A 23,262-nucleotide genomic window follows, 5' to 3' on the forward strand; every position below is an offset into this window, starting at 1 on the left:
GTGGTGGGTGATGACGGATTCGAACCGCCGACCCCCTCCTTGTAAGGGAGATGCTCTACCAACTGAGCTAATCACCCCCGCTGTGTGGAGTCGCATTATAGGGATAGTTGGTTTTGAGTCAACGCTTTTTATCACTTAATTTTCTGTTCGGTTTAAATTTCACCACTCTGTCGGCCATTTGAGCAGTTTGGCGAAAATAGCCACATAATTTCCGTCACCCCGTAAGAATTAGTCATGTCTTATTATTGAGGAAAAAGCGCTAACTGTTACACTGTGCGAAGAATAATACGATTCCACAAGGTTTTATCGGGTGTTCTACCCAATGTACGTTAAGGCAAACCTCAAATGAAAATCAAAACACGTTTTGCACCAAGCCCCACAGGCTACCTTCATGTTGGTGGCGCTCGCACCGCTCTATATTCTTGGCTATACGCTCGTCACAACCATGGCGACTTCGTTCTGCGTATCGAAGATACCGATCTTGAACGCTCCACACCGGAAGCTATTGAAGCCATTATGGACGGAATGAACTGGTTAAGCCTTAATTGGGATGAGGGTCCTTATTACCAGACCAAACGTTTTGATCGCTATAACCAAGTGATTGACCAGATGCTCGAAGCAGATACTGCTTATCGCTGTTACTGCTCGCGTGAGCGTCTAGAAGCATTACGTGAACAGCAAATGGAAGCGGGTGAGAAACCTCGTTATGACGGTTGTTGCCGAGATACCGAACATGGCCATACTCCTGATGAACCTCATGTCGTACGTTTTCGTAACCCACAAGAGGGGTCGGTCATTTTTGATGATCAAATTCGTGGACCGATTGAATTCAGCAACCAAGAACTCGACGATCTTATCATTCGCCGTACCGATGGCTCACCAACCTATAACTTCTGCGTAGTCGTTGACGATTGGGATATGGGAATTACTCATGTGATCCGTGGGGAAGACCATATCAACAACACACCACGTCAAATTAATATTCTAAAAGCGATTGGCGCAGAGGTTCCTATTTATGCGCACGTCTCGATGATTTTAGGTGACGATGGTAAGAAACTCTCCAAGCGTCATGGTGCTGTCGGCGTTATGCAATATCGTGACGACGGCTTCTTACCCGAAGCATTACTAAATTATCTGGTGAGAATGGGCTGGGCGCATGGCGACCAAGAAATTTTCACTATCGATGAAATGGTGCAACTGTTCCAGCTTGATGCAGTAAGTAAGTCAGCCAGTGCGTTCAATACCGAAAAATTATTGTGGTTAAACCATCACTACATCACCACGTTGGCGCCTGAATATGTGGCGACACAACTGCAATGGCATATTGATCAACAACAGATCGATACGCGCACTGGTCCTGAGTTGGCGAAATTAGTGACTTTATTAGGTGATCGTTGCAAAACATTGAAAGAGATGGCGGAAACCTGTCGTTATTTTTACGAAGACTTTAACGAGTTTGATGCCGATGCGGCGAAGAAACACTTACGCCCAGTCGCTCGCCAGCCGCTTGAATTGATTTCAGCGAAATTAGCTGCCTTGACCGAGTGGACGACGGAAGCCATCCATAATGCTATCGAGCAAACAGCTGCCGAGCTTGAAGTGGGTATGGGGAAAGTGGGGATGCCGTTACGCGTAGCCGTAACCGGAGCAGGGCAGTCACCTGCCTTAGATGTTACGGTTGAGGCAATTGGTCAACAACGTAGCGTTAACAGAATTGCTCAAGCACTCGCCTTTATCAGTGAGCGTGAAAACCAAGCTTAGTATCCTAAGCCCCGGCAGCTTAGGCTGCCGGGACTCCCTACGAATTAATGCCTAATCGCCCTAGAATGCCACTAATACCTTCTCGTAATAGAAGAGAGGTAAGCTGCGCTTTTTCATCAGGGCTCATTTGCTGGACTGAACTCAGTAAAATCTGAGTGAGTTGATCTTTACGAACAGTATAGTGACTTCGTGGTTCAGCCGCATGGCGCACTGATTTCAGAAACTCAGTGACCTGTTGGTCAATGTGCACTAATCGTGCCTTACCCCCTTGTACTCCGGGTTTAGCAACGGTGGTCCATCCTTCACGTTTAATCCACTTATTGATGGTTTGACGCGAGTAACCCGTTTCCTGCGCAAGTTCTTCAGGTGTCATCCATTCCTTGTTCACAATCAGTTCCTTCTAGTTGATTGTTTTACGTTAACTCGTAATTATGAAAATAACTTGAAGTGGAATAAAATAAAAGTGCTAATCATACAGATTATGCGTTCACTCATACTTTCTTCAATTATCAGCGCTAATTAATTAGGAAAGGTCAATAAAATTTGAGGATGATGGCTTTCTCAGCATTTTGCTGTAATTTTCAGCGATTGCGCAAGGATATAAAAAATGACGTTGACAGTTATCAGTCAGTTACCTATTATTCCGGCGTCAGTAACACTGACACCTTCATTGAAGGGGCTATAGCTCAGCTGGGAGAGCGCTTGCATGGCATGCAAGAGGTCAGCGGTTCGATCCCGCTTAGCTCCACCAAACTCTTCGAGTTTGTGCAATGAAATTCCTAGATGTGGGGGTATAGCTCAGCTGGGAGAGCGCTTGCATGGCATGCAAGAGGTCAGCGGTTCGATCCCGCTTATCTCCACCAATTCTTAATGATTTTCCTTTCGATTTAATCCCTTATTAGATTTTTATTTCTTCAGTTAAGTGAAATTTATTACTTATTAAGCAATAATTACGCGGTAAGCCATTGACGGCTTTACGACACATATCTGAATTTTTATTTGTCAATTGAGATTACGCTATGAAGCTTAAGGGAATTAATGAAGGATTCTTCATTCTATTACTGCTATTAACGACGATTGCATTTTGCTTTGTCCTTAAGGCCTACTACTCATCGATTTTCTGGGCAATTATCCTGGCGGTACTGTTTTATCCGCTTAAAACCCGTATCAGAGCATGGTTGGGTGATCGTAATGCGCTCGCTGCGTTTCTTACCCTACTGGTGATATGCCTGATTGTTTTTATTCCATTAGTTATTGTTACTACGTCGCTGGCTTACGAGGGTAACCAACTTTACCAAAGTGTCTCTCAAAACCGAGGGAATTTTGCCGGGGACATCACTCAGCTGATCCAGCATATGCCCGCTTTCGTTCAGAATTTCTTGGAACGTTACGGATTGACCAATGTAAACACCCTGCAGCAGAAAGTCTCTACGCTCGCCATGCAAGGCAGTCACACACTTGCTAACAGTGCGCTATTGATTGGTCAAGGGACGTTCAGTTTCACCGTCGGCTTCGGCATTATGCTCTATCTACTGTTTTTCACCTTAAAAGATGGTTCATACTTAGTTAGCCTACTCTTAGACGCTGTGCCGTTAACGCAACATGCTAAACATCACTTACTCCTAAAGTTTGCTGCAGTCTCAAAAGCGACTGTTAAAGGCACCGTAGTGGTGGCTATCGTTCAAGGTGCTTTGGGTGGCATTGCCTTCTGGTTCTTGGGCGTCGAAGGAAGTGTGCTCTGGGGAGCATTGATGGCCTTCTTGTCCCTAATTCCCGCCGTGGGATCGGCAATTATCTGGGCGCCTGTTGCGATCTATTTCTTGGTATTAGGCCCGGTTTGGAAAGGGTTGTTCTTAATCGCCTTCTTTGTTGTGGTGGTCGGGCTAGTGGATAACTTCCTGCGTCCACTCTTAGTGGGCAAAGAGACCAGAATGCCTGACTACTTGGTATTAATCTCGACGTTGGGTGGGATGGAACTGTTTGGGATTAACGGATTTGTGATTGGCCCGTTAATTGCCGCGTTGTTTATCTCCTGCTGGAATTTACTCTCAGGCCGAGAAAATCAAGATAACGCTGAGGAGATTGACCCTGACTTTATCGCCGAAGGGAAAGATGAAACTGAGGCAGTAAAAGCGAAATTGGCTGAACATCAGCACAGCGATCAGTCGTCATAATCCCTATTCTTTTAATTCAATCACCAAGAGCTCATCATCGATGGGCTCTTTTTTTTACCTTTGATTAAGCAGACTCAACAGATAAAGACGCTCAGTGCGAAAGGATTATGTGCTCTATGCTAGGCTACAGTCATGAGTAATGATTGAGTGAATAGAAATGAATACATTTATCGGGTTTAGTCTAGTGGTAGGCATTGGATCAACGTTGGTGTTGGATCTGTGGGGGCTCATACTCTTTATGCTAAAGGGAATAACGCCCACCGATTGGGGAAGCGTTGGCCGTTGGCTAACAGGGCTGCGGCAGGGGAAGTGGATCGCCACACAAGGAGACAATCGGCCACCTTCGGTAGTTGAAAAAGTCAGTGGCTGGTCGTTCCACTATCTCGTTGGCATCGCCTATGCGGTGATCATCGTGATCGTCTGGGGAGAGCCCTTTATCCACACACCGACATTTCCACCTCTTTTTTTAGTGGGAATAGTGCTGAGCTCTATTGCAGGGCTGGCGCTCTTTATGCCTGCGATGGGGGCTGGATTCTGCGGCAGAAAAATACCGAATCAGGCTAAGGCAATTTTGATGATGGTGATTGCCCATACCATTTTTGCGCTCGGCCAGTACGGTTTCGCATTACTTTACGCGAGCACATGAGCGGAGACAAGCGGCTTGTTCAGCCGCTTGTAAAGAGCAGAGCGTTAAAGCACTAGGCCGACAACCGCTGCGGAGAGTAAGCTGACTAAGGTTGAGCCGTAGATGAGTTTTAGCCCGAAGCCTGAGACAACATTTCCTTGTTTCTCGTTTAACCCTTTAATCGCTCCGCTAATAATACCGATAGATGAAAAGTTAGCGAAAGAGACCAAGAAGACGGAAAGTATTCCCTCGGAGCGTGGTGACAGCTGCCCGGCCATTTTTTGCAAGTCGATCATTGCCACAAACTCATTTGACATTAATTTCGTCGCCATAATACTGCCGACGCGCAACGCTTCATTGCTCGGAACGCCAATGACCCAAGCGAGTGGATAGAAAATGTAGCCGAGGATATTTTGGAAACTAATACCAAAAATAGCGGTAAATAGGGCATTGATCGCTGCAATGAGCGCGATGAAACCAATCAGCATTGCCGCAACGATCATCGCCACTTTAAAGCCAGCAAGAATATATTCGCCGAGCATCTCGAAGAAACTCTGTCCTTCATGGGTATTCTTCAGCGACAGCTCTTCTTCTTGTTTAGCCGAGTAGGGATTAATAATCGATAACACAATGAAGGTGCTAAACATATTGAGGATCAAGGCTGCGACAACATACTTAGGCTGCAACATAGTCATGTAGGCACCCACGATAGACATCGACACTGTCGACATGGCGGTTGCAGCCATGGTGTACATACGCCGCTCAGACATCTTGCCGAGAATATCTTTATAAGCGATGAAATTTTCAGATTGACCTAAAATAAGTGAGCTAACGGCGTTAAATGATTCAAGTTTCCCCATACCGTTAATTTTCGAGAGCACTGTCCCGATAAAACGGATGATAATCGGTAGGATTTTGAAATGCTGCAAAATACCGATCAGGGCAGAGATAAAGACTATCGGACACAACACATTCAGGAAAAAGAACGCCATTCCCTTATCGTTCAAGCCGCCGAACACGAAATTTGTGCCTTCTGCTGCATATTTAAGAAGCATGGTGAAGAAGTTTGAGAAGCCTTGAACCACCCCCAATCCAACGTTGGAGTTAAGGAAAAACCAAGCTAACACCAGTTCGACCACTAAAAGCTGTAAAATATAGCGGTAAGCTATACTTTTACGGTCTTTGCTTATAATCAGCGCTAGAACGGCTATAACTATCAGAGCGAGTACAAAATGAAGTGCTTGTGACATGCATAGTGCCTTAAAACTAAAGGGATAGAACGTAGGGCGCTATTCTAGGGGAGAGTGAAAGCAAAAACGAGTAAAGTTACTCATTATAAGCATTAGATCTCATATTTTTTTGCTAGTTTTCGTGGTAAAGATCGATTTGTTATCGATAATGGAATATTAGGTTATAGGTAAGCTATCTTCAGTAAGATCAAGTAATAAAACTGTTGCTGATGAGCAAATGAACAGGTACCTTAATACAGGGTATAGCAAAGGCTATACTTTGTAGCGATTGCTATCAGAGTGATTACTTATATCGATTTCTTTTCACTGATGGGATCGCCTAAAGTTGGACATCATGTTAACTAGGATTCATTTATGTCTAGTCGCCAGAAAACGACAATGCCTTTTATGACTCAACGCAAAGCTAAAATGTCGTTATTAGGTCCGGCTTTTATTGCGGCTATCGGCTATATCGATCCCGGCAACTTTGCTACCAATATCCAAGCTGGCGCCAGTTATGGTTATCAGCTGTTATGGGTAGTCGTTTGGGCCAATATCATGGCCATGTTGATTCAACTACTCTCAGCAAAGTTAGGCATCGCGACGGGGAAAAACCTCGCCGAGCATATTCGCGATCGCTTTCCTAAGCCTTTAGTATGGTTCTATTGGGTACAGGCAGAGATCATTGCGATGGCAACGGATCTGGCTGAATTTATCGGTGCCGCGCTAGGGTTTAAACTGTTACTCGGTATAAGTCTTCTTGAAGGGGCAGTGATTACCGGAGGAGTAACCTTCCTAATCTTAATGCTACAAAGCCGTGGTCCGAAGCCGTTGGAATGGTTAATTGGGCTAATGCTGCTTTTCGTTGCTGGGGCTTATATTGTTGAATTATTCTTCTCACAGCCTAATCCACGTGGATTGCTGGTGGGAATGGCGGTGCCCAGATTACCTGATACTAATGCACTCTATCTCGCTGCAGGGGTGCTGGGCGCAACGATTATGCCGCACGTGATCTATCTTCATTCTGCGTTGACGCAACGTGGTGACGATAAAAATAAAGCACAACGTTATGCCTCGACAAAACTGGATGTTGCGATTGCGATGACTATTGCAGGTTTTGTGAACTTAGCGATGATGGCGACTGCAGCGGCCGTATTCCATTTTAATGGTCATACTGGGATAAGTGAACTCGATCAAGCCTATATGACATTAAAACCTTTGCTAGGTAATGCAGCCACTGTGGTGTTTGGCTTAAGCTTAGTGGTTGCAGGGCTTTCCTCAACCGTAGTAGGGACTTTGGCGGGGCAGGTAGTGATGCAGGGCTTTGTCCATTTCAGTATTCCTTTGTGGCTACGCCGTACTATCACTATGTTGCCTTCCTTTATTGTCATCATGGCGGGTATGGACGCAACGAAAATATTGGTATTGAGTCAGGTTGTCTTAAGTTTTGGGATTGCACTTGCTCTGATACCATTGTTGAGGTTTACTAACCAAATCGAAATTATGGGTGATCTGGTCAATACCCGCTGGATAAAGCTAGCAGCATGGGGGATCATTCTGATTGTTGTTTCGCTTAATTTGGGATTATTATTCGGCGGCTTTATTGGATTGTAAGAATAATTGTCCTCTTGACCTTTTATTGAGTTTACTGGCCTGCGCTTTTGGCGTAGGCGTAACGGAGCTCATTGAAACTTAGCTTAGGTTGTTTGACGACTTAAGATGATTTATCCCGAGTGGAGCATTAAAAATAATGACTAAATATGCATTAGTCGGTGATGTGGGTGGCACCAATGCACGGTTGGCACTTTGTGATGTGGCTAACGGATTAATATCGCAAATTGATACTTTTCCAACATCAGACTACCCGAGCCTTGAAGCGGTGATTCGGCAGTATTTAGGTCAACAACACATCGACGTTGTTGATGCCTGTATCGCTATTGCTTGTCCAGTTAAAGGTGATTGGATTGCTATGACTAATCACCGTTGGGCTTTCTCGATTCAAGCTATGAAAGAAAACTTACAGTTCGAACACTTCGAAGTGATTAATGACTTCACTGCAGTTTCAATGGCTATCCCGATGTTAGGAGAGAATGACGTATTAAAATTTGGTGGGGATGAACCTGTCGCCGATAAACCTATTGCTATTTATGGTGCGGGCACCGGTCTCGGCGTTAGCCATTTAGTACATGTGGATAAGCGTTGGGTCCCTTTACCTGGAGAGGGCGGACACGTTGATTTCGCGCCGAACAGTGAAGAAGAAGACCAAATACTCGAAGTCCTACGCGAAGAGATGGGGCATGTTTCAGCTGAGCGCGTATTATCTGGTGCAGGATTAGTCAATCTCTATCGCGGTATCGTTAAGGCCGACAATCGTGAGCCAGCGGAACTTAAACCTCGCGAAGTGAGTGAACGAGCGTTAGAAGATAGCTGTATCGACTGTCGTCGTGCACTTTCTCTATTCTGTGTCATCATGGGCCGCTTTGGTGGCAACTTAGCGTTAACCTTAGGGACCTTCGGTGGCGTTTACATTGCCGGTGGGATTGTCCCACGCTTCCTTGAGTTCTTTAAGGCATCAGGCTTTCGCGCTGCTTTTGAGGACAAAGGGCGTTTTCGTGATTATGTTAAGGATATTCCCGTCTACATGATCACCCATGAACAGCCTGGTTTACTTGGGGCAGGGGCACATATGCGCCAAACCCTCGGTTCGATATTGTAAACCGAGAGCTTAACAGGGCTTATGCCCTGTTATTATTTGAGCAGTAGAACGAAAGTCGCTAGCCACAGCACAACAAAAAACGAAATTCCCATCAGTGCATACTTCATAAGATATCCTCTATTATCATTTTATTCCGCTGAATACCTTGGTTACAGCTTATCGTAATCGTACTACGTGATGCGTATCACGATTTTGATCCCGCATAATGTACGTTGAGTTAACGTAAAAAGAAATATTTCCTTACTGAGAGTTAACATCATTGACACCGCAATGACATGATATGGGTAAACCTCAGCTGAGATTTTTTGATTAAATAACTTGAGAGAGTATTTAGAAAGACAGTAGAGTAAAAATATCTTCGACTCAGGGCTAATGTGATGAATACAGTGGTAATGGCTATCGATCACCAGAACAATCTTTCCGCTACGATCAGTCAATTGACGCTACAAGAAGCCCTTCTTCGTAATGCGTCTGTTGTGGTGCTTTGTTGCCTGCCCACTGAGGGTGGCGTCGAGGGAGAGGTGATGAATATTGAGTGCGCGATTGACCAAGTCGTCCAACAGTATGGTCAGCCTAAAGATCTCTTAAACTGTGCTGAGACCGCTGTTCGTGCCGCATTAGTGCCTTTTCAGCAGTCTGGTATCCCCGCACGGGGCCTTCTCTGTCGCGGGAAACCGGCAGCAGTCATTGTTGAGCAAGCGAATAAGCTTTCTGCCTCCATGATCATTATGGGACGCCGGCATCTTTCTCCCTTTAACCGGCTATTTAAAGGTTCTGTTAGCGCTGAAGTGCTCGAAACCGCAAGTTGTCCGGTGTTAATCGATTTACGTGCTGGGCTGAGCGATAGCTAATGGCTCATTTCCGCGGCTAGAAGAGAAAATTAACAATTTCAGGCTTATTCTCCCGATAAAATTAGCTATATTCTAAAGAGTGAGGACTAGGTTATGATCCAGATTATCTTTTTCGTCCAATGCTTCTAATTACCCACTATTTCGTCTTTGACTCATTGTTATAGTGAAGATTAGACAGAGTAGTGAAATTAACGGATATTATTTGTGCGTAAAGCGACTCTTATTGTCATAATTATCATCATTTTAAGTGCTATTGGCTATCGTTTACACTCTCGTTCAACGGTTTCTCACCAGCTTGCGCAGCAACAGGCTTTAGCCCAATTCGCCACATTACCAGGCTATCGCTTACTTAAACAGCAAGAGCCGCAGCTATGGCAAGAAGTAAGAGAATCTTTTCTCCATTCATTAGCAGCAGGGCATAGTCAGCTACAAGCGATTGGCGAGGTACGTGGCCAGCTAACTGAATTAGTAAATCTCAGAATTGTTAAAGCAGATGACCTTGCGGTAACGGATTACATTACAGTCGCAGTGCAAGAGATGCAGGCATTAAATGCGGTCTTGGCAGAAAGTTGTTACCGTTTTCTTTATCCGCAGGTCTCAGGTGGCGTAAATATTGGTACTCTCTTGAGCCCCAAAATGAATCAAGCTGATCAACAAGCTTTAGAGCAACTTTTCCTTCATAGCCAAGGCAGTGATCGAGCACGCGATATCAAGGCCGCGCATAATGCACTGAACGAGGTAGTGGAAAGGCTTTATCCACACTGGGGTAACCAATTACAGCAACTTAATCAACCGGAAGATTTAGCGACAGATCACCAGAAGCTTTGTGTGATGTCGATAGACCTGTACCGCACGATTTTAAAACTTCCGCAGCCCGAGGCCGCGAACCTCATTCGACAGATGGTTGTCGGCTGATAATCATTAAGAATCTACTGAAAATGAACTTCAGGGCCCTATAACAGGGTATAGGGTGCCATCATCTCGGTTATAGTAGCGAGATCGAAGGTCTGAACTCATTATGGAAGGCTTGGCATGTCAAAGAATAGGGTACTTTTGGTCGGAATAGTCGTCAGTGTATGTACCCTAATAGCCGGGTGTGCGAAGCAACAGCCAGGGGGCTTTACCGAGATTGATCACGATAAAGTTGCTCATACTTATCAATTCCGTTATCAATCCCATAAGCTCGATCACGCTGCGCTTAACGCCTACATTACACAACGTTGTGCTCAACAAGGTTTTGATAAAGTGGATCCTCTACCAGAGGAAGTTGGTTCACTGCCTGGTTACACGACACGTTGGTTCCAATGCAACTATAAGATCAAAAATTAAGGATACCAGCCAGCGCTTCGCTGGCTAATTGTTGAGATTGTTCACACTTAACTAACACTGCCGTTCCCCTTACTTCAATTTCCCTTCTTTCCCGCTACACTTTAATTACTTTCTATTTACTGCACACCTTTAGGTAACAGTTGGTCCACTAAAAACTCTTAAAATATTATGATTAATTCTGTTCATATCAGACGATAAGCGTAAAATAGTTTGATAAAAATCAATGTGTTAAATGATTTTACTGTCTGTTAAGTTTTATCATTAATTGTCTTTTAATTGTAATGTAAGAGGTGGCAATGTTCGGGCTTGATGCATTTCATCTGGCAAGATTACAGTTTGCGTTTACTGTATCTTTCCATATTTTGTTTCCGGCGATCACGATCGGGCTAGCGAGTTTCCTCGCCGTGCTAGAAGGATTGTGGTTAAAAACGAAGAACGAAACCTATCGCGATTTGTACCATTTTTGGATCAAAGCTTTCGCGGTTAACTTCGGTATGGGTGTCGTTTCGGGGCTAGTAATGGCCTATGAATTTGGGACTAACTGGAGCGGATTCTCCCAAGTCGCAGGAAGCATCACGGGTCCCATGTTGACCTATGAAGTGTTGACGGCGTTCTTCTTGGAAGCTGGCTTCCTTGGGGTAATGCTATTTGGATGGAATCGCGTGGGGCGTGGCTTGCACTTCTTCGCAACCTGTATGGTGGCATTGGGTACCATCTTGTCGACCTTCTGGATTCTCGCCTCCAACAGCTGGATGCAAACGCCGCAAGGTTTCAGTATCCAAAACGGTGTAGTAATACCTGAAAGTTGGATGCAAATCGTCTTTAACCCTTCATTCCCGTTCCGATTACTGCATATGAGTACCGCCGCTTTCTTGGCGACAGCGTTTTTCGTCGGGGCCTCAGCGGCTTGGCATCTACTGCGTGGAAATAAAACGCCTGCCATCAAGAAAATGTTATCCATGTCATTATGGATGGCTTTGATCGTTTCACCTATCCAAGCCTTCTTAGGTGATGCACACGGCCTAAATACACTTGAACATCAACCAGCGAAAATTGCCGCGATTGAAGGTCACTGGGAAAACCCTCCGGGTGAGCCGACTCCGCTGATCCTGTTTGGTGTTCCAGATATGCAACAGGAAAAAACTAAATATGCGCTGGAAATCCCTTACTTAGGGAGTTTAATTCTGACGCATAGCCTCGATAAGCAAGTTCCTGCATTGAAAACTTTCCCGAAAGAGGATCGTCCTAACTCGACGATTGTTTTCTGGTCATTCCGTGTGATGGCTGGGTTGGGCATGCTGATGATCCTGCTGGGTGTCGCTAGTCTATGGATGCGTTATAAAAAGCGTCTTTATGATTCTCGTCCATTCTTGTGGTTCACTTTGCTAATGGGGCCTTCTGGTTTGTTAGCAATGTTAGCCGGTTGGTTCACGACTGAAATTGGGCGTCAGCCTTGGGTTGTTTACGGTGTGTTACGTACGCGTGATGCCGTTTCTCCTCATAGTGCATTACAAATGACCTTTAGCTTGATTGCATTTATCGTCGTCTACGCATCGGTATTCGGCATTGGGTATGTGTATTTGATTCGCTTAATCAAGAAAGGCCCGGTCGAAGGCGAGGGAAGAGAAGAGATCCATGGTGGTCCAGGTCAACACCACACGCCGGCTCGTCCACTCTCTGCCGTAGACGCCTCTAAGAAACCAGAGGAGAAAAAATAACATGGGTATCGATCTCTCAATTATTTGGTTCACCATCATCATCTTTGCCATCTTGATGTATATCGTGATGGATGGTTTTGATTTGGGGATTGGCTTAATCTTTCCTTTTATCAAAGACCCTGTTGAACGTGACATGATGGTCAATACAGTTGCCCCCGTGTGGGATGGTAATGAAACGTGGCTCATCTTGGGGGGCGCTGCGCTTTACGGTGCATTCCCGCTTGCGTATGCTGTGATTGCTGACGCTTTATCGATCCCTATTACACTAATGTTATTCGGATTAATTTTTCGCGGTGTGGCGTTCGAGTTCCGTTTCAAAGCGACAGAACATCACCGTCCTTTCTGGGATAAAGCCTTTATTGGCGGCTCTTTCCTTGCGACTTTTATGCAAGGTATCTCAGTCGGTACCATTCTCGATGGTATTCAGGTGACAGATCGCGTCTTTACTGGTGATGTGATGGGGTGGTTATCGCCGTTCCCGTTGTTCTGTGGTGTTGGATTGGTGTTAGCCTATGCTCTGCTAGGCAGTAGCTGGCTGATCATGAAAACTCAGCATGCGTTACACGATAAAATGTCACAACTGACCAAGCCACTGACTATTGCGCTATTGTTTGTTATCGCGATCATTAGTATCTGGACTCCGTTGGCGCACAATGCCATTTCTGAGCGTTGGTTTACTCGCCCGAATCTCTATTGGTTCTTACCAGTACCTGTTTTAGTGATTATTTGCGGGTTAGGGATCTTGAAGGCAGTGAAACGTCGCGCGGATTATGCTCCTTTCCTTTTAACGTTGGGCTTAATTTTCCTTGGCTTTACCGGACTGGGTATTAGCTTGTGGCCAAATATTATTCCGCCGTCTATCTCCATTTGGCAGGCCGCGTCACCACCACAAAGCCAAGGCTTTATGTTAGTGGGGGGGTTACTGATTATCCCGGTTATTTTGATGTACACCTTCTGGAGTTATTACGTCTTCCGTGGAAAAATTTCTGAAGATGAAGGGTATCACTGAGTTGGCGGCTAAACGTCCAGTACCTATGTCGGAGGGCGCTAAGCCCTCTAGCAAACTGGGTCAGCTTCGTTGGCTATTGCTGATCTGGTTAGGCAGTATTGCCGCACTGGGTGTGGTAGCGATTATCCTCTGGCTACTGATGCACAGTGCAGGGATGACTCGCTGAAAAAAAGGGCTCACACTGTGAGCCCTTTTTTTATTGTAAACTTAAATCGGTATAGCGCTGCATTTTAACGAATTCTACACCGTCTTTAATAAATGGCTCGCTGCAGATCTGAAAGCCCGATTTCTGATAGAAACGGATAGCCGTACGACGGCTATCAAGGATGACTTTTTTTATTCCCGCTTGGTCAACAATCGCCAAAGTCTGCTGGAGTAACTGAGTACCATAGCCGCGAGATTGATACTCTTCAAGTGTGGCGAATTTACGAATAACCCAACAGTCATTATTGGTCATAAATAATGAAACACAGCTGATTAACTTATCCTGAACGAATAAGCCGAAATGTCGTGCCGTGTCATCGTTATCTTCAGTAAGACGCAACGATTCACGAGGGCGGTCCGGCCATAAAACGTGTTGGCGGAGATCTAAACATTGTTCAAGAGTGATCGGCTCAATTTTCACAGTCATCTACCACTAGCAAAGAGTTAAGGACACAGGCTAATGTGGACATAAGTGAGGTAAAGTTCAAGTAACTTATGCTCAGAAAAAGAAAATTTAATTGAAGAGTGGGAGAGGGCGAAACTCAATACGTTAAAAAAGATGACGAGGAGGGGAGCTCCCCGTCACTAAGATTAGAAATCTGCTTTTAGAACAACACGAAAGTTCGCTTTACCCGCACGCAAATGATCCAATGCATCATTGATTTTAGACATTGGGAAGGTTTCAATTTTAGGCGTAATTTTTTTACGTGCTGCCAGTTTCAGCAATGAACGTAATTCCCCAGGTGAACCGGTTGAGGAGCCACCAATGGATTTATCGCCTGCAATCAGGTCAAAGGCGGCAACTTCGATGGGCTTCATCACAGCGCCGACAGTGTGGAATTTTCCTTCAGGTGCTAGCGCATCAAAATAAGGTTTCCAATCCAAATCTACAGCTACGGTACTGATAATGAGGTCAAAACGTCCTGCTTGGGCCTTTAAGGCTTCAGCATCGCGGCTATTGACGACTTCATCGGCACCTAATTCGAGAATAGAGTCTTTCTTGCTTGGGTTTGAGCTGAACGCGACAACTTCGGCACCCAGCGCTTTCAGTAATTTGACGGCAAGGTGGCCTAATCCGCCAATACCGATTACACCGACACGACTCATCGCATTGATTTGACTCATGAGTAGGGGTTTAAACACGGTAATCCCGCCACAGAGTAATGGGCCTGCGAGAGTAGGATCTAACGCCTCAGGTAAAGGAATTACCCATTGCCAATCGGCGCGGATTTTCTCGGCGAAGCCACCACGGTTTAGAATAGTGGGAGTTGTACCTGATTCACAGTTAGAGTGATTACCGCGAATACAAGCATCGCAGTGTAAACAGCTTTTCGCAGACCAACCGATACCGACCGCTTGGCCAATTTTCAGGCCTTTATTTTTTGCACTTTCGCCCAAGGCTGACACACGGCCAGATACTTCGTGACCTGCAATCAGTGGGTAGCTCGAAATGCCCCATTCATTATCGATCATTGATAAATCTGAGTGACACAGACCGCAATAATCAACTGTGACTTCGACTTCTTCTTCACCAAGTGGTGCCGCATCGTATTCATAGAACTCTAATGGTTTACCGGCAGCAGGAGCAGCATAGCTTTTTATTTTCATCTCTTTTCCCATTTTGAGGATAAGTATTTAAAATTAGTCAGAATTATTAAACTGGTAGTTTGTCATCCTTAAAGTGTAGCTGACAAAGTCACTTTGTGCGGCACGTTGCGTATTAGTTGAGCGTAATATAGCCTTAACGGTATCTGAATATCGAACGACGAATACCGTTAGCACGGATCGTGCCGAACTTACCTTAGGAGATGTCATGAGCAAGAAAACTGTATTAATCACCGGAGCGGGGAGTGGATTTGGCCGAGAAAGTGCTTTTTTGTTGGCAAAGCAAGGTTACGATGTTATCGCGACGACCGAAATAGTTGCACAGGTCCACCCCCTGAAAAATGAGGCGAGTTCGCTGGGATTAACCCTTCAAGTAGAGAAGCTTGATATCAGCGATGAGAATGATCGGCTCCGTGCAGCGCAATGGTCAATCGATGTCTTAGTCAATAATGCTGGGATATCGGAAGGCGGTGCTGTCGTCGATCTACCGGAAGACAAACTGCGTCGGCAATTTGAAGTCAATGTGTTTGGCACAATACTGCTCACACAACACTTCGCTCGCCAATTCATTGAGAAAAAAAAGGGTAAAATAGTATTCATTTCTTCTGTAGCGGGTATCACAACAGATCCTTTTGCTGGCGCCTACTCAGCATCCAAACATGCTTTAGAAGGATTCGCAGAGGCACTCAACAGCGAGTTACAAGAATTTGGCGTGCAAGTCGCTACGGTTAATCCAGGACCAATTCTCACGGGCTTCAACGATAGAATGTTCGAAGCGTGGACTCACTGGTGGCCAGAGGACAAAATAGATACAGTATTTGATTACGAGGGGATTGCTTTTCCTCATGAACAGTTCCACCCATTCCAGGTCTCCGATGTTATCGCGCGAGTGGTTACCGGTGAGATCTCTCAATACCGTAACGTTGTTCCAGCAGAGATTATCGAAGGAACACAGCAACAGATGAAAGAAGTATGGACCCGCGAAGTCACGACCGAAGCCTCACGTCATCCGCTGGTTCAAAAAGCTTACGAGATCGATCCTGAAACCCCAAATGGTCGGTAATCTGCCAGCAAAGATTGGTAAAGCGTGGAATGATTAGAGCTGTTTACTTTGAGCAGTGATGCTAATCATTCTTGTACGGGACTTAATGCTCTGATATAGATTATATTTTCTTTTGGGGATTAATCATGAGCGTTAAGATTCGTGCTGTCACTCGAGAAGATGCTGCACGCCTGGCCGAGATCTACGGTCAACCCGCTACTCAGCAAAATACCTTACAACTACCTTGCCCGTCCGTAGAGCTTTGGGAACAAAAAATCATTAACTACCCTAATGTTGGGCATATCGGGTTCGTTGCAGAGCTCGATGGGGTAGTGGTAGGAAATATTACTTTATTTACAGAAAAACTCGTTCGACTGAGGCATGTAGTGTCTTTTGGTATTACAGTTGATAGCGATTATGCCCGTCGTGGTATTGCGCGTCAGTTAATCAACTTCGGGTTGGATTATGCTTTCAATTGGTTAGCTGCGCAGCGTGTAGAGCTGAGCGTTTTCGCCGATAATCAACCCGCTATTGCACTGTATCAACATTTAGGATTCGTTGTGGAAGGAACTCAACGACAAGCCGCATTTAAAAATGGCCGCTATCAAGATACGATTATGATGTCCAAGCTCGCCAGTGAGTATTTTGGTGAAGGATTGAGTTAGCCGATGATCGAGCCATTTATTTATCGAAATAGTAAATGGCTCCATTGCGGAAATTATCGTAATAGTGACGACATCACGTTAATGCTGATCAACCCGGTTAAGTACATTACTGATAGTGTAGAAATCAGAATGGCTTAAACATAAGCTGTCCCGTTGTTGAGAGAGGTAAAGTAAAAGGTCATCTTTGGTGAGAGTGTTATTGATACTAAGTAACGCTATGGTCGCTTGACCGACAAGTGCATTAAGCGTGCTTTTAGTGCTCATAGAATAACCCTTCGTTGAGTCAGATTATTAATGCTATTTTCCTTTTAGTCAGTGACTATTACACAATTAGTTATTTTCGTAAACGGTACTCATTATATCGTTACGCTATAAGTGTTATTAACTTTAGCCATAGCACTACAGAAAATGCTATCTCCCCTTACATTGGGCCTAGAGTTAAGTTACGCATCCACTCTCGACGAGAATGGAAAGATTTCAAACTGATAGAGGTCTTTTTATGAAGAAAAGTGATCGTCCAACAAAGATTTGTACAGTCTGCGGTCGTCCCTTTAGTTGGCGAAAAAAGTGGGAAAAATGTTGGGATGAGGTAAAAAAATGCTCCGAGCGCTGTCGGCGACAGTAAAATAAACGATGTTCTTTTATCCCCAATGACCATTACACAGGGGCAGTGGCTTGGGGTAATATGGCATAATTGCCAGAAATTACGTATTATTATGCTGCCGTAATCATTGGTTAAAATTAATTCCCATAAAAATCTTTTCAATAGGTTTATTACTTTATAAAATTATTTATCATTAACTTTATGAATTTTCTCTACATTATATTTATATTGTGATTTAACGCTAGTGATAGGTGTGAATATATTTTAGTACTATTTACTTTATAGAAAACGTCTTAGTGTATTTACTCCTCAACTTATTAAAAGGCGTTAATATGTCAGAGATCATCAATCCCATCACTTATGTCCATGCCGCAGCCCAACAGGTAATTGTAGAACTGATCAGAGCTGGGATTTGCGCAGGAAAAACGGCCGCCGAAGCGGGTGAGATGGTTAATACCCTTTATGCAGATATATTGAAAGGGTATAGAGCCAATAATCGCTAGTTGGTGCCTCGTTGTTTACGCGATAACGGAGAAGTACATGTGTTATACATTAACACTCCATTTTTTTGGGTATAAAGTAAACAACTGGAGTCTATTTTATAGCCATGTATAAGCTTGCGATAAAAATGGCTGCGTCAGTGATTGATAGAAAGCCAACAAACGCGCTATCATTACCATTCTTCCACGAAGTGAAAGACTTACGCGCAAGGTCTCCTTAGTTAAATGGATATAACGAGCCCCTCCTAAGGGCTAGTTGCAGGTTCGATTCCTGCAGGGGACACCATCTATAAGTAAACCGACGTAAACCCAAGTCAACAAAATACCCACCTAAGCCTTACCTCACAACGAACTATAGTAAACCGCAGTCAATTGACGACTACGCTATTTTGCGGGCATATTGTGGGCGCCATTTTATACCCTCAGGATTATGACCACATGCTCACCATCAAACAGATTGATTCTGCTAAGCCGAAAGAGAGAGCCTATAGGGTCGCTGACTCTGGTGGCCTATTTTTTTTCGTACCCCCAACAAGAAAAAGGTTTGGCGGTTGCGGTACAGATTCGATGGTAGAGAAAAAACGCTGGCTCTAGGTTCATATCCTCAGGTGTCATTGGCCGAGGCTCGGGCAAAACAATCTGAGGCTAAGCTAAAAATATCGAATGGTATTGACTCGTCTGAAGAAAAGAAGATGAGTAAGCGATCGGAAAGTAACTCCCTGCATTGCTAATCTATTTATCATGAGTGGTATGAGCATAAGCGAAAGGTGTGGTCAGAGGGGCACGCGCAGGAACTTGGCCGGATGTTCTCCGATGATATTCTCCCTCTGATTGGCGACCGGAATATCGATGAGATAGAACCCATGCAAATTCTCTCAGTGATTCGTCACTTTGAAAATCGCGGGGCTATGGAGCGGGCTAATAAAGCTCGTCGCCGATGAGGTGAAGTTTTCCGGTACGCCATTATGACGGGGCGAGCCAAATATAATCCCGCCCCTGACCTTGCTGATGCAATGAAAGGTTACCGTAAAAAGAACTATCCATTTTTACCTGCCGACCAGATACCTGCATTCAATAAAGCTCTTGAAGGATTTACTGGCAGCGTTATATCTCGCATAGCTACGCAAATTCTCCAGTACACAGCTATGCGCACAAAAGAGATGAGGTCTATGCAATGGGAAAACGTCGATATTGAAAACAGGCTAATCAGGATAGATGAATGAGTGATGAAAGGTAGGCGTGAGTACTTGGTCCCAATGTCTGACCAGGTACTTTCGTTAATCGAAATCATCCGACCGATGACTGAGCCGGTGTCAAATTTTGTTTTCGCAGGAAGGGTAGATAAGAAGAAGCCTATCAGTGAAAACTCGGTATTACAGGTAATCAGGCAGATAGGCTATGAGGGGATAGCATCGGGGCATGGATTCCGTCACCAATTCATTACCGTTCTTAATGAACACGGCTGGCCACACGATGCTATTGAAAGGCAGCTTGCGCACTCTGATAGTAACTCCATCCGTGGAATATATAACCATGCGCAGTATTTGGAAAAGCGTAGAGAGATGATGCAATGGTGGGCTAACTGGATTGACGGCACACAAGAATGATGGCCGGATTGATGCTTCCACTTCTCGTATTCAGACATTGGCCAGCGTGATGTTCTGCCGTATTTATTTGACTTGGCCAGCGTACCGATTCTGATTTGCTTATAGAAATACTGTTCTGTGTACCCCGAGTCGGCGCACATTTCCTTCATGCTTAATAATGGGTCTTGCGTTAATGCCATAGCATTCTCCTTTACCTTCCTGCAGACATAACGATTCCGCCGATTATCGGTGCGAGAATAGGATGGGTTGGTTTAAGGGTGGGGATTAGTGGTGGTTAAAAACTTTAGCGCAGGCAATCTTCTCAGCATCTTCACGACACTCCCAGCAGCAATAACTTGTACCGGTAACCGATTGATCGCCACAATATCGGTTTCTAGAAATGACTGATACTGGTTCGGGCCTAACTCTTCTCGCCAATGCAGCGTTTACGTGCTGTTCCGCTTCTGTGTCAGCTTGGTCTGCTATATCTGCGTACATAATGGTTTACTTTAGATAATAAAAAACCGCCGAAGCGGGCGGCTCAGTTAGCAGATTTTAGTTTTAAGAACTGCTGTATCATCGGTGTGGGATATCAGATAGTAATCTCTTCGCGGATTGGTGTCTGAGGAACAGATGATGCTTTCACCAATTTGCTTGCTAGATATATATTCCCTTGAGGAATCATCGATTTTAACTTTTATTTCGTGTACTAAAACTCCTGAGTCATCAGGTTCACTTGAATACACACCTATAAATGTAGGTTTAATTTCTGCGGTCGTTTCTACGGTAAATTTCTCCACAACTAATTCCTATTTTTAATAAGTTTAATCAGTAATGAACCTACCCTCTTACCTTGCCATACACATTTTCACATTTAAACTGAATATCTCCCATAGCTTCTACCTACTATTTATAGCTTTTTTTGAAGTAACGGCATTGTCTTGAAAAACATATAAAGAACATAGCGTTATGTGTAAATAATGATTTTTACAGTATTTGTAAGGAAATCGAAAATAGCTTTGCCAATCATCGATTTTAGAACGATGCCATAGTCCCTTTTCTAAAAGGTAACTCTATGATTACATTGACTACTTTGCGGGGTGATAAGCTCTGCATTTTACACAGCCAGATATTTTCAGTTGAAAGTCACGGTAAGAAATCATTTCTTAAAGTTGGCATAAATCACGATAAGGTATATGTTCAGGAAAGCTTGACGGAAGTAATGGAATTAATGGATTTAGCTAAAACCTCAAAGAATGCAAAATGACATGGAGTGCTAAATAATAACGTACCGATAATATCACTTATCGGTACGAATTGACATTACACAGCTCACACATATCACTCTACCAATCCGTTTAGGCGTTTGATTTCTGCGATATACCACTTTGTCCATTCGCTAACTGGATAACCATCACTTAACTTTGGTAACTTAATCTCCGTCACTGGTGGGGCTAGGTAAAGCTTGTAAATTTCCTCAGCAACATTTTCGGCATCCTCTTTATCGCCAGCCACCATAAATTCAAGTCCATTTTTTTAACTACTGGATATTTACATCCAGTATAATCTTTAAACGTAGCAATAACTCTATCTGCCGTTAGGGATTCTAGGGCTATCTTCCTGACTTCCAAATTGAATAAATCTTCCTCAGTAGCAAATCCCGCCTTGAACGCAGTTTCAGTGGTTCTGATGTAGATTTTTAGCCTCGATACTAATTCTTTACGCTTCTCTTGGGTTAATGCAATCATATTTAATCCCCCAGTCCGTTTAGGCGTTCAATCTCTGCTAGGCACTCATTCCATCCGTCATTGTGTCCGATGCCATATTCGCTATCCTGCCCCATAGATGGGATTGTTTCTGGCAACTTAATCTCCGGTACTGGAGGGGCGATGAAAAGTGGGATAAATTTAAACCCAGTTTTCATAATCGATGTCGCGACACGAGCTGGGTAAACGATGGCTTTTGAATCATAGTCACTACTAAGCGCATCCCCACTCACAAATGCAAATGGCTCTGTCGTTAGTGCTGCTAGGGCTGCTAGGGCTATGTTAACCAGTAACCAATATAATTCCGCCGCATTATCACCTGGATTTTTCCTGACATAATAATCAAGACCCACCGACCTTAATTGCGCATCTCTTTTTAACTCTTCCCGCTTCTCTTTTGTTAATGTAATCATGTTGCCTCCTCACAAATTTTCTTTGCTATCTGGCACTGCCCCACAGTGAACCATCCGAAATGACACTCTCCTGTGGGTGTCCCATCTTCTCAGCAAGCCAATGATAAGCGCGTGTCCGAGTCAGATCCCCCGACTGCCATAGTTGATTGAATACTGGCTTACAGTTCTTCCTCGCGTCCCGTAATTTATGGTCGGCCATTGTGCCTAGTGGAATTGCGGTAAAAGGATGCATACCGATATATACTCGGCAAGATGAATGGGTGCACAAGTAATCCATGGCCAGTCACCGTAAGGTTTAGATTCGTCATATTTGTGATAACCAATGTGGTAATGCCACAAGCAATGCTCATTTACTAACTTGGGCAATCCTCAAAACCGGTTATGACATCGCTCAGGGCATCAAAGAGCAGAAAGAAGAAGCAGTGGGAAAGCCTTAGCCGCACAAAGGTGGTTTAGTCGATACTCTGGTCCAGAATGTGAGCGTAATAGGTGGAGGGAGGAAAGATTGAAGTTTAAGCCAGCCGACGAGCCGGAGATTGCCGAGCTAACGGGCCTTATTCTCTCAGCTTACTCAGTAATTAGTCGGGGCAGGCAATATGCTGGTAGCTGCCTCACCGCTTCCCTTGTCGTTGAGTGACATTGACACATATCTTAGCAGCAGGCCCATTCAAATTAATCGAGAGCTATTCGAACAAGCAATATTTGCACTAGATGATGTTTATCGTGAAGAGGTGATGAAGGGTGAGGATGATGGTGAAGAAGAAGATTGATAATTATTTGTGATGGATGTCTAATTTTAACGTGTTAAGATATTTCCGAATATTAATGATGGAAATATAAATAATGAAAAAAATGATAGCAGCATTACTCTGTATGTCATCCCTTACAGGGTGTGCAACAATTGTTGGTGATAACACGCAGTTAATTCAGGTAAATAGCGACCCGTCTGGTTCTTCATTTAAAATTAAAGACGAAACCGGCGCTATAGTTGCCCAAGGCACTACGCCGCAGGGAGTTACTCTTGCCAAGTCAGACGGCAGTTATTTCGGCAAGAAAAGCTATCAAATTACGTTTAATAAAGACGGCTATACTCCTGTGACGCTGCCGTTAAAGGCAAGCGCTAACGGTTGGTATATTGGCGGTAATATTGTCTTTGGTGGATTAATAGGCTGGTTAGCCGTAGACCCATTCAATGGTGGGATGTATACCTTGAAGCCAAAATCGCTAAGCCCAATTATGGCGCCTCAAGCTAAATAGTATCAAGCCACCTACGGGTGGCTTTTTTGTATACACAACTTAGTAGCAAGTACCGCCAGCATGGTGAGAGCCAGTTCCGCCATGTGGGTGCGGGCCTCTTGGGCAAGCCATTGCGGTTGAAGCGAAAAAAAAGGGTCATTACAACAGCTAGAATTGTGGTGATTTTTTTCATTAAAGCCTCCAGTTAAAAGTGAATTTAGAATACTCT

General features: G+C 44.3%; 29 protein-coding genes, 4 tRNA genes and 1 pseudogene. 22 read left to right on the top strand and 12 right to left on the bottom strand.

Annotated elements, in window-relative coordinates; all coding sequences use genetic code 11:
• Nucleotide 1: 1 nt before the first annotated feature.
• Nucleotides 2-77: transfer RNA gene (locus MKR94_RS13750), tRNA-Val, on the bottom strand.
• 268 nt (nt 78-345) lie between these two features.
• On the opposite strand from MKR94_RS13750, the gene gltX reads away from it, so the two are divergent.
• The gene (gene gltX / locus MKR94_RS13755; RefSeq protein WP_241647454.1) at nt 346-1,761 is read left to right on the top strand and encodes a glutamate--tRNA ligase; all 1,416 of its coding nucleotides are present in this window, start codon (nt 346-348) and stop codon (nt 1,759-1,761) included.
• Between the two features lie 37 nt (nt 1,762-1,798).
• On the opposite strand, the gene MKR94_RS13760 is transcribed toward gltX, so the two are convergent.
• The gene (locus tag MKR94_RS13760) at nt 1,799-2,149 is read right to left on the bottom strand and encodes a YfeC-like transcriptional regulator (RefSeq protein WP_241647455.1); all 351 of its coding nucleotides are present in this window, start codon (nt 2,147-2,149) and stop codon (nt 1,799-1,801) included.
• A 287-nt stretch (nt 2,150-2,436) separates the two neighbouring features.
• Between MKR94_RS13760 and MKR94_RS13765 the strand changes: the two genes are divergently transcribed.
• The 4 genes from MKR94_RS13765 to MKR94_RS13780 all read left to right on the top strand — a co-directional run bounded on the left by MKR94_RS13765 (nt 2,437) and on the right by MKR94_RS13780 (nt 4,581).
• A tRNA-Ala gene (locus MKR94_RS13765) sits at nt 2,437-2,512 on the top strand.
• Nucleotides 2,513-2,548: 36 nt separating this feature from the next.
• A tRNA-Ala gene (locus tag MKR94_RS13770) sits at nt 2,549-2,624 on the top strand.
• Nucleotides 2,625-2,780: 156 nt separating this feature from the next.
• Nucleotides 2,781-3,935 carry an AI-2E family transporter gene (locus MKR94_RS13775; protein ID WP_241647456.1) on the top strand — a complete coding sequence of 385 codons (1,155 nt, stop codon included), beginning with the start codon at nt 2,781-2,783 and terminating at the stop codon, nt 3,933-3,935.
• A 157-nt stretch (nt 3,936-4,092) separates the two neighbouring features.
• Nucleotides 4,093-4,581 (top strand): DUF2938 family protein, encoded by a 489-nt coding sequence (locus tag MKR94_RS13780; RefSeq protein ID WP_241647457.1) that lies wholly within the window; start codon nt 4,093-4,095, stop codon nt 4,579-4,581.
• 44 nt (nt 4,582-4,625) lie between these two features.
• Here the strand turns inward: MKR94_RS13780 and MKR94_RS13785 are convergent, their stop codons facing one another.
• On the bottom strand, nt 4,626-5,810 hold the full coding sequence (locus MKR94_RS13785) for a NupC/NupG family nucleoside CNT transporter (RefSeq protein WP_241647458.1): 1,185 nt from the start codon (nt 5,808-5,810) through the stop codon (nt 4,626-4,628).
• Between the two features lie 354 nt (nt 5,811-6,164).
• On the opposite strand from MKR94_RS13785, the gene MKR94_RS13790 reads away from it, so the two are divergent.
• Entirely contained in the window at nt 6,165-7,403 is a 1,239-nt protein-coding gene (locus tag MKR94_RS13790) for an Nramp family divalent metal transporter (protein WP_241647459.1), read from the top strand.
• A 136-nt stretch (nt 7,404-7,539) separates the two neighbouring features.
• Entirely contained in the window at nt 7,540-8,505 is a 966-nt protein-coding gene (glk, locus tag MKR94_RS13795) for a glucokinase (protein ID WP_241647460.1), read from the top strand.
• 32 nt (nt 8,506-8,537) lie between these two features.
• Here glk and ypdK read toward each other — a convergent pair whose 3' ends face one another.
• Nucleotides 8,538-8,612 (bottom strand): membrane protein YpdK, encoded by a 75-nt coding sequence (gene ypdK, locus MKR94_RS13800; RefSeq protein WP_099824793.1) that lies wholly within the window; start codon nt 8,610-8,612, stop codon nt 8,538-8,540.
• A gap of 270 nt (nt 8,613-8,882) precedes the next feature.
• Between ypdK and MKR94_RS13805 the strand changes: the two genes are divergently transcribed.
• The 6 genes from MKR94_RS13805 to MKR94_RS13830 all read left to right on the top strand — a co-directional run bounded on the left by MKR94_RS13805 (nt 8,883) and on the right by MKR94_RS13830 (nt 13,578).
• Nucleotides 8,883-9,356: a universal stress protein gene (locus MKR94_RS13805; protein WP_241647461.1), complete on the top strand. Its 474-nt coding sequence runs from the start codon at nt 8,883-8,885 to the stop codon at nt 9,354-9,356.
• A gap of 204 nt (nt 9,357-9,560) precedes the next feature.
• Entirely contained in the window at nt 9,561-10,271 is a 711-nt protein-coding gene (locus MKR94_RS13810; protein ID WP_241647462.1) for a hypothetical protein, read from the top strand.
• A 117-nt stretch (nt 10,272-10,388) separates the two neighbouring features.
• Nucleotides 10,389-10,685 carry a hypothetical protein gene (locus MKR94_RS13815; protein ID WP_241647463.1) on the top strand — a complete coding sequence of 99 codons (297 nt, stop codon included), beginning with the start codon at nt 10,389-10,391 and terminating at the stop codon, nt 10,683-10,685.
• Between the two features lie 296 nt (nt 10,686-10,981).
• Nucleotides 10,982-12,403 (top strand): cytochrome ubiquinol oxidase subunit I, encoded by a 1,422-nt coding sequence (locus tag MKR94_RS13820; RefSeq protein WP_241647464.1) that lies wholly within the window; start codon nt 10,982-10,984, stop codon nt 12,401-12,403.
• Between the two features lies 1 nt (nt 12,404).
• On the top strand, nt 12,405-13,412 hold the full coding sequence (gene cydB / locus MKR94_RS13825; RefSeq protein WP_241647465.1) for a cytochrome d ubiquinol oxidase subunit II: 1,008 nt from the start codon (nt 12,405-12,407) through the stop codon (nt 13,410-13,412).
• Nucleotides 13,396-13,578 carry a DUF2474 domain-containing protein gene (locus MKR94_RS13830; protein WP_241647466.1) on the top strand — a complete coding sequence of 61 codons (183 nt, stop codon included), beginning with the start codon at nt 13,396-13,398 and terminating at the stop codon, nt 13,576-13,578. The genes cydB and MKR94_RS13830 overlap by 17 nt, the downstream gene beginning before the upstream one ends.
• A 30-nt stretch (nt 13,579-13,608) precedes the next feature.
• Here MKR94_RS13830 and MKR94_RS13835 read toward each other — a convergent pair whose 3' ends face one another.
• The gene (locus MKR94_RS13835) at nt 13,609-14,043 is read right to left on the bottom strand and encodes a GNAT family N-acetyltransferase (RefSeq protein WP_241647467.1); all 435 of its coding nucleotides are present in this window, start codon (nt 14,041-14,043) and stop codon (nt 13,609-13,611) included.
• Nucleotides 14,044-14,207: 164 nt separating this feature from the next.
• Complete coding sequence (gene ahr, locus MKR94_RS13840; protein ID WP_241647468.1) at nt 14,208-15,224, bottom strand: NADPH-dependent aldehyde reductase Ahr; 1,017 nt, start codon at nt 15,222-15,224, stop codon at nt 14,208-14,210.
• Between the two features lie 205 nt (nt 15,225-15,429).
• Between ahr and MKR94_RS13845 the strand changes: the two genes are divergently transcribed.
• Both MKR94_RS13845 and MKR94_RS13850 read left to right on the top strand, forming a co-directional pair.
• Nucleotides 15,430-16,284 carry an SDR family oxidoreductase gene (locus MKR94_RS13845; RefSeq protein ID WP_241647469.1) on the top strand — a complete coding sequence of 285 codons (855 nt, stop codon included), beginning with the start codon at nt 15,430-15,432 and terminating at the stop codon, nt 16,282-16,284.
• Between the two features lie 125 nt (nt 16,285-16,409).
• Nucleotides 16,410-16,928 (top strand): GNAT family N-acetyltransferase, encoded by a 519-nt coding sequence (locus MKR94_RS13850; RefSeq protein ID WP_241647470.1) that lies wholly within the window; start codon nt 16,410-16,412, stop codon nt 16,926-16,928.
• 78 nt (nt 16,929-17,006) lie between these two features.
• Here the strand turns inward: MKR94_RS13850 and MKR94_RS13855 are convergent, their stop codons facing one another.
• The gene (locus MKR94_RS13855; RefSeq protein ID WP_241647471.1) at nt 17,007-17,192 is read right to left on the bottom strand and encodes a hypothetical protein; all 186 of its coding nucleotides are present in this window, start codon (nt 17,190-17,192) and stop codon (nt 17,007-17,009) included.
• Between the two features lie 235 nt (nt 17,193-17,427).
• On the opposite strand from MKR94_RS13855, the gene MKR94_RS13860 reads away from it, so the two are divergent.
• From MKR94_RS13860 to MKR94_RS13875, 4 genes and pseudogenes are all read left to right on the top strand, one after another.
• Nucleotides 17,428-17,553 (top strand): DUF2256 domain-containing protein, encoded by a 126-nt coding sequence (locus MKR94_RS13860; protein WP_241647472.1) that lies wholly within the window; start codon nt 17,428-17,430, stop codon nt 17,551-17,553.
• 311 nt (nt 17,554-17,864) lie between these two features.
• Complete coding sequence (locus tag MKR94_RS13865; protein WP_241647473.1) at nt 17,865-18,035, top strand: hypothetical protein; 171 nt, start codon at nt 17,865-17,867, stop codon at nt 18,033-18,035.
• 208 nt (nt 18,036-18,243) lie between these two features.
• A tRNA-Arg gene (locus MKR94_RS13870) sits at nt 18,244-18,318 on the top strand.
• A 152-nt stretch (nt 18,319-18,470) separates the two neighbouring features.
• A pseudogene (locus MKR94_RS13875) lies at nt 18,471-19,639 on the top strand (tyrosine-type recombinase/integrase).
• A gap of 264 nt (nt 19,640-19,903) precedes the next feature.
• Here the strand turns inward: MKR94_RS13875 and MKR94_RS13880 are convergent.
• Nucleotides 19,904-20,116 (bottom strand): hypothetical protein, encoded by a 213-nt coding sequence (locus tag MKR94_RS13880; protein WP_241647474.1) that lies wholly within the window; start codon nt 20,114-20,116, stop codon nt 19,904-19,906.
• A 47-nt stretch (nt 20,117-20,163) separates the two neighbouring features.
• Nucleotides 20,164-20,418, bottom strand: coding sequence for a hypothetical protein (locus tag MKR94_RS13885; RefSeq protein ID WP_241647475.1), 255 nt, complete (start codon nt 20,416-20,418; stop codon nt 20,164-20,166).
• A gap of 275 nt (nt 20,419-20,693) precedes the next feature.
• Between MKR94_RS13885 and MKR94_RS13890 the strand changes: the two genes are divergently transcribed.
• A complete protein-coding gene (locus MKR94_RS13890; RefSeq protein ID WP_241647476.1) occupies nt 20,694-20,885 on the top strand; it encodes a hypothetical protein in 192 nt (63 codons plus the stop codon).
• 187 nt (nt 20,886-21,072) lie between these two features.
• Here the strand turns inward: MKR94_RS13890 and MKR94_RS13895 are convergent, their stop codons facing one another.
• From MKR94_RS13895 to MKR94_RS13905, 3 genes are read right to left on the bottom strand one after another with little or no spacing between them, the layout of a single operon-like run.
• Entirely contained in the window at nt 21,073-21,366 is a 294-nt protein-coding gene (locus MKR94_RS13895; RefSeq protein ID WP_241647477.1) for a hypothetical protein, read from the bottom strand.
• 2 nt (nt 21,367-21,368) lie between these two features.
• Nucleotides 21,369-21,797 (bottom strand): hypothetical protein, encoded by a 429-nt coding sequence (locus MKR94_RS13900; RefSeq protein ID WP_241647478.1) that lies wholly within the window; start codon nt 21,795-21,797, stop codon nt 21,369-21,371.
• Nucleotides 21,798-21,822: 25 nt separating this feature from the next.
• Complete coding sequence (locus MKR94_RS13905; RefSeq protein ID WP_241647479.1) at nt 21,823-22,074, bottom strand: zinc-finger-containing protein; 252 nt, start codon at nt 22,072-22,074, stop codon at nt 21,823-21,825.
• Nucleotides 22,075-22,393: 319 nt separating this feature from the next.
• Between MKR94_RS13905 and MKR94_RS13910 the strand changes: the two genes are divergently transcribed.
• On the top strand, nt 22,394-22,567 hold the full coding sequence (locus tag MKR94_RS13910; RefSeq protein WP_241647480.1) for a hypothetical protein: 174 nt from the start codon (nt 22,394-22,396) through the stop codon (nt 22,565-22,567).
• Between the two features lie 73 nt (nt 22,568-22,640).
• Nucleotides 22,641-23,054 (top strand): hypothetical protein, encoded by a 414-nt coding sequence (locus tag MKR94_RS13915; RefSeq protein WP_241647481.1) that lies wholly within the window; start codon nt 22,641-22,643, stop codon nt 23,052-23,054.
• Nucleotides 23,055-23,262 lie beyond the last annotated feature (208 nt).

This window comes from Rosenbergiella metrosideri (assembly GCF_022602565.1).
GTDB classification, from domain to species: Bacteria; Pseudomonadota; Gammaproteobacteria; order Enterobacterales; family Enterobacteriaceae; genus Rosenbergiella; species Rosenbergiella metrosideri.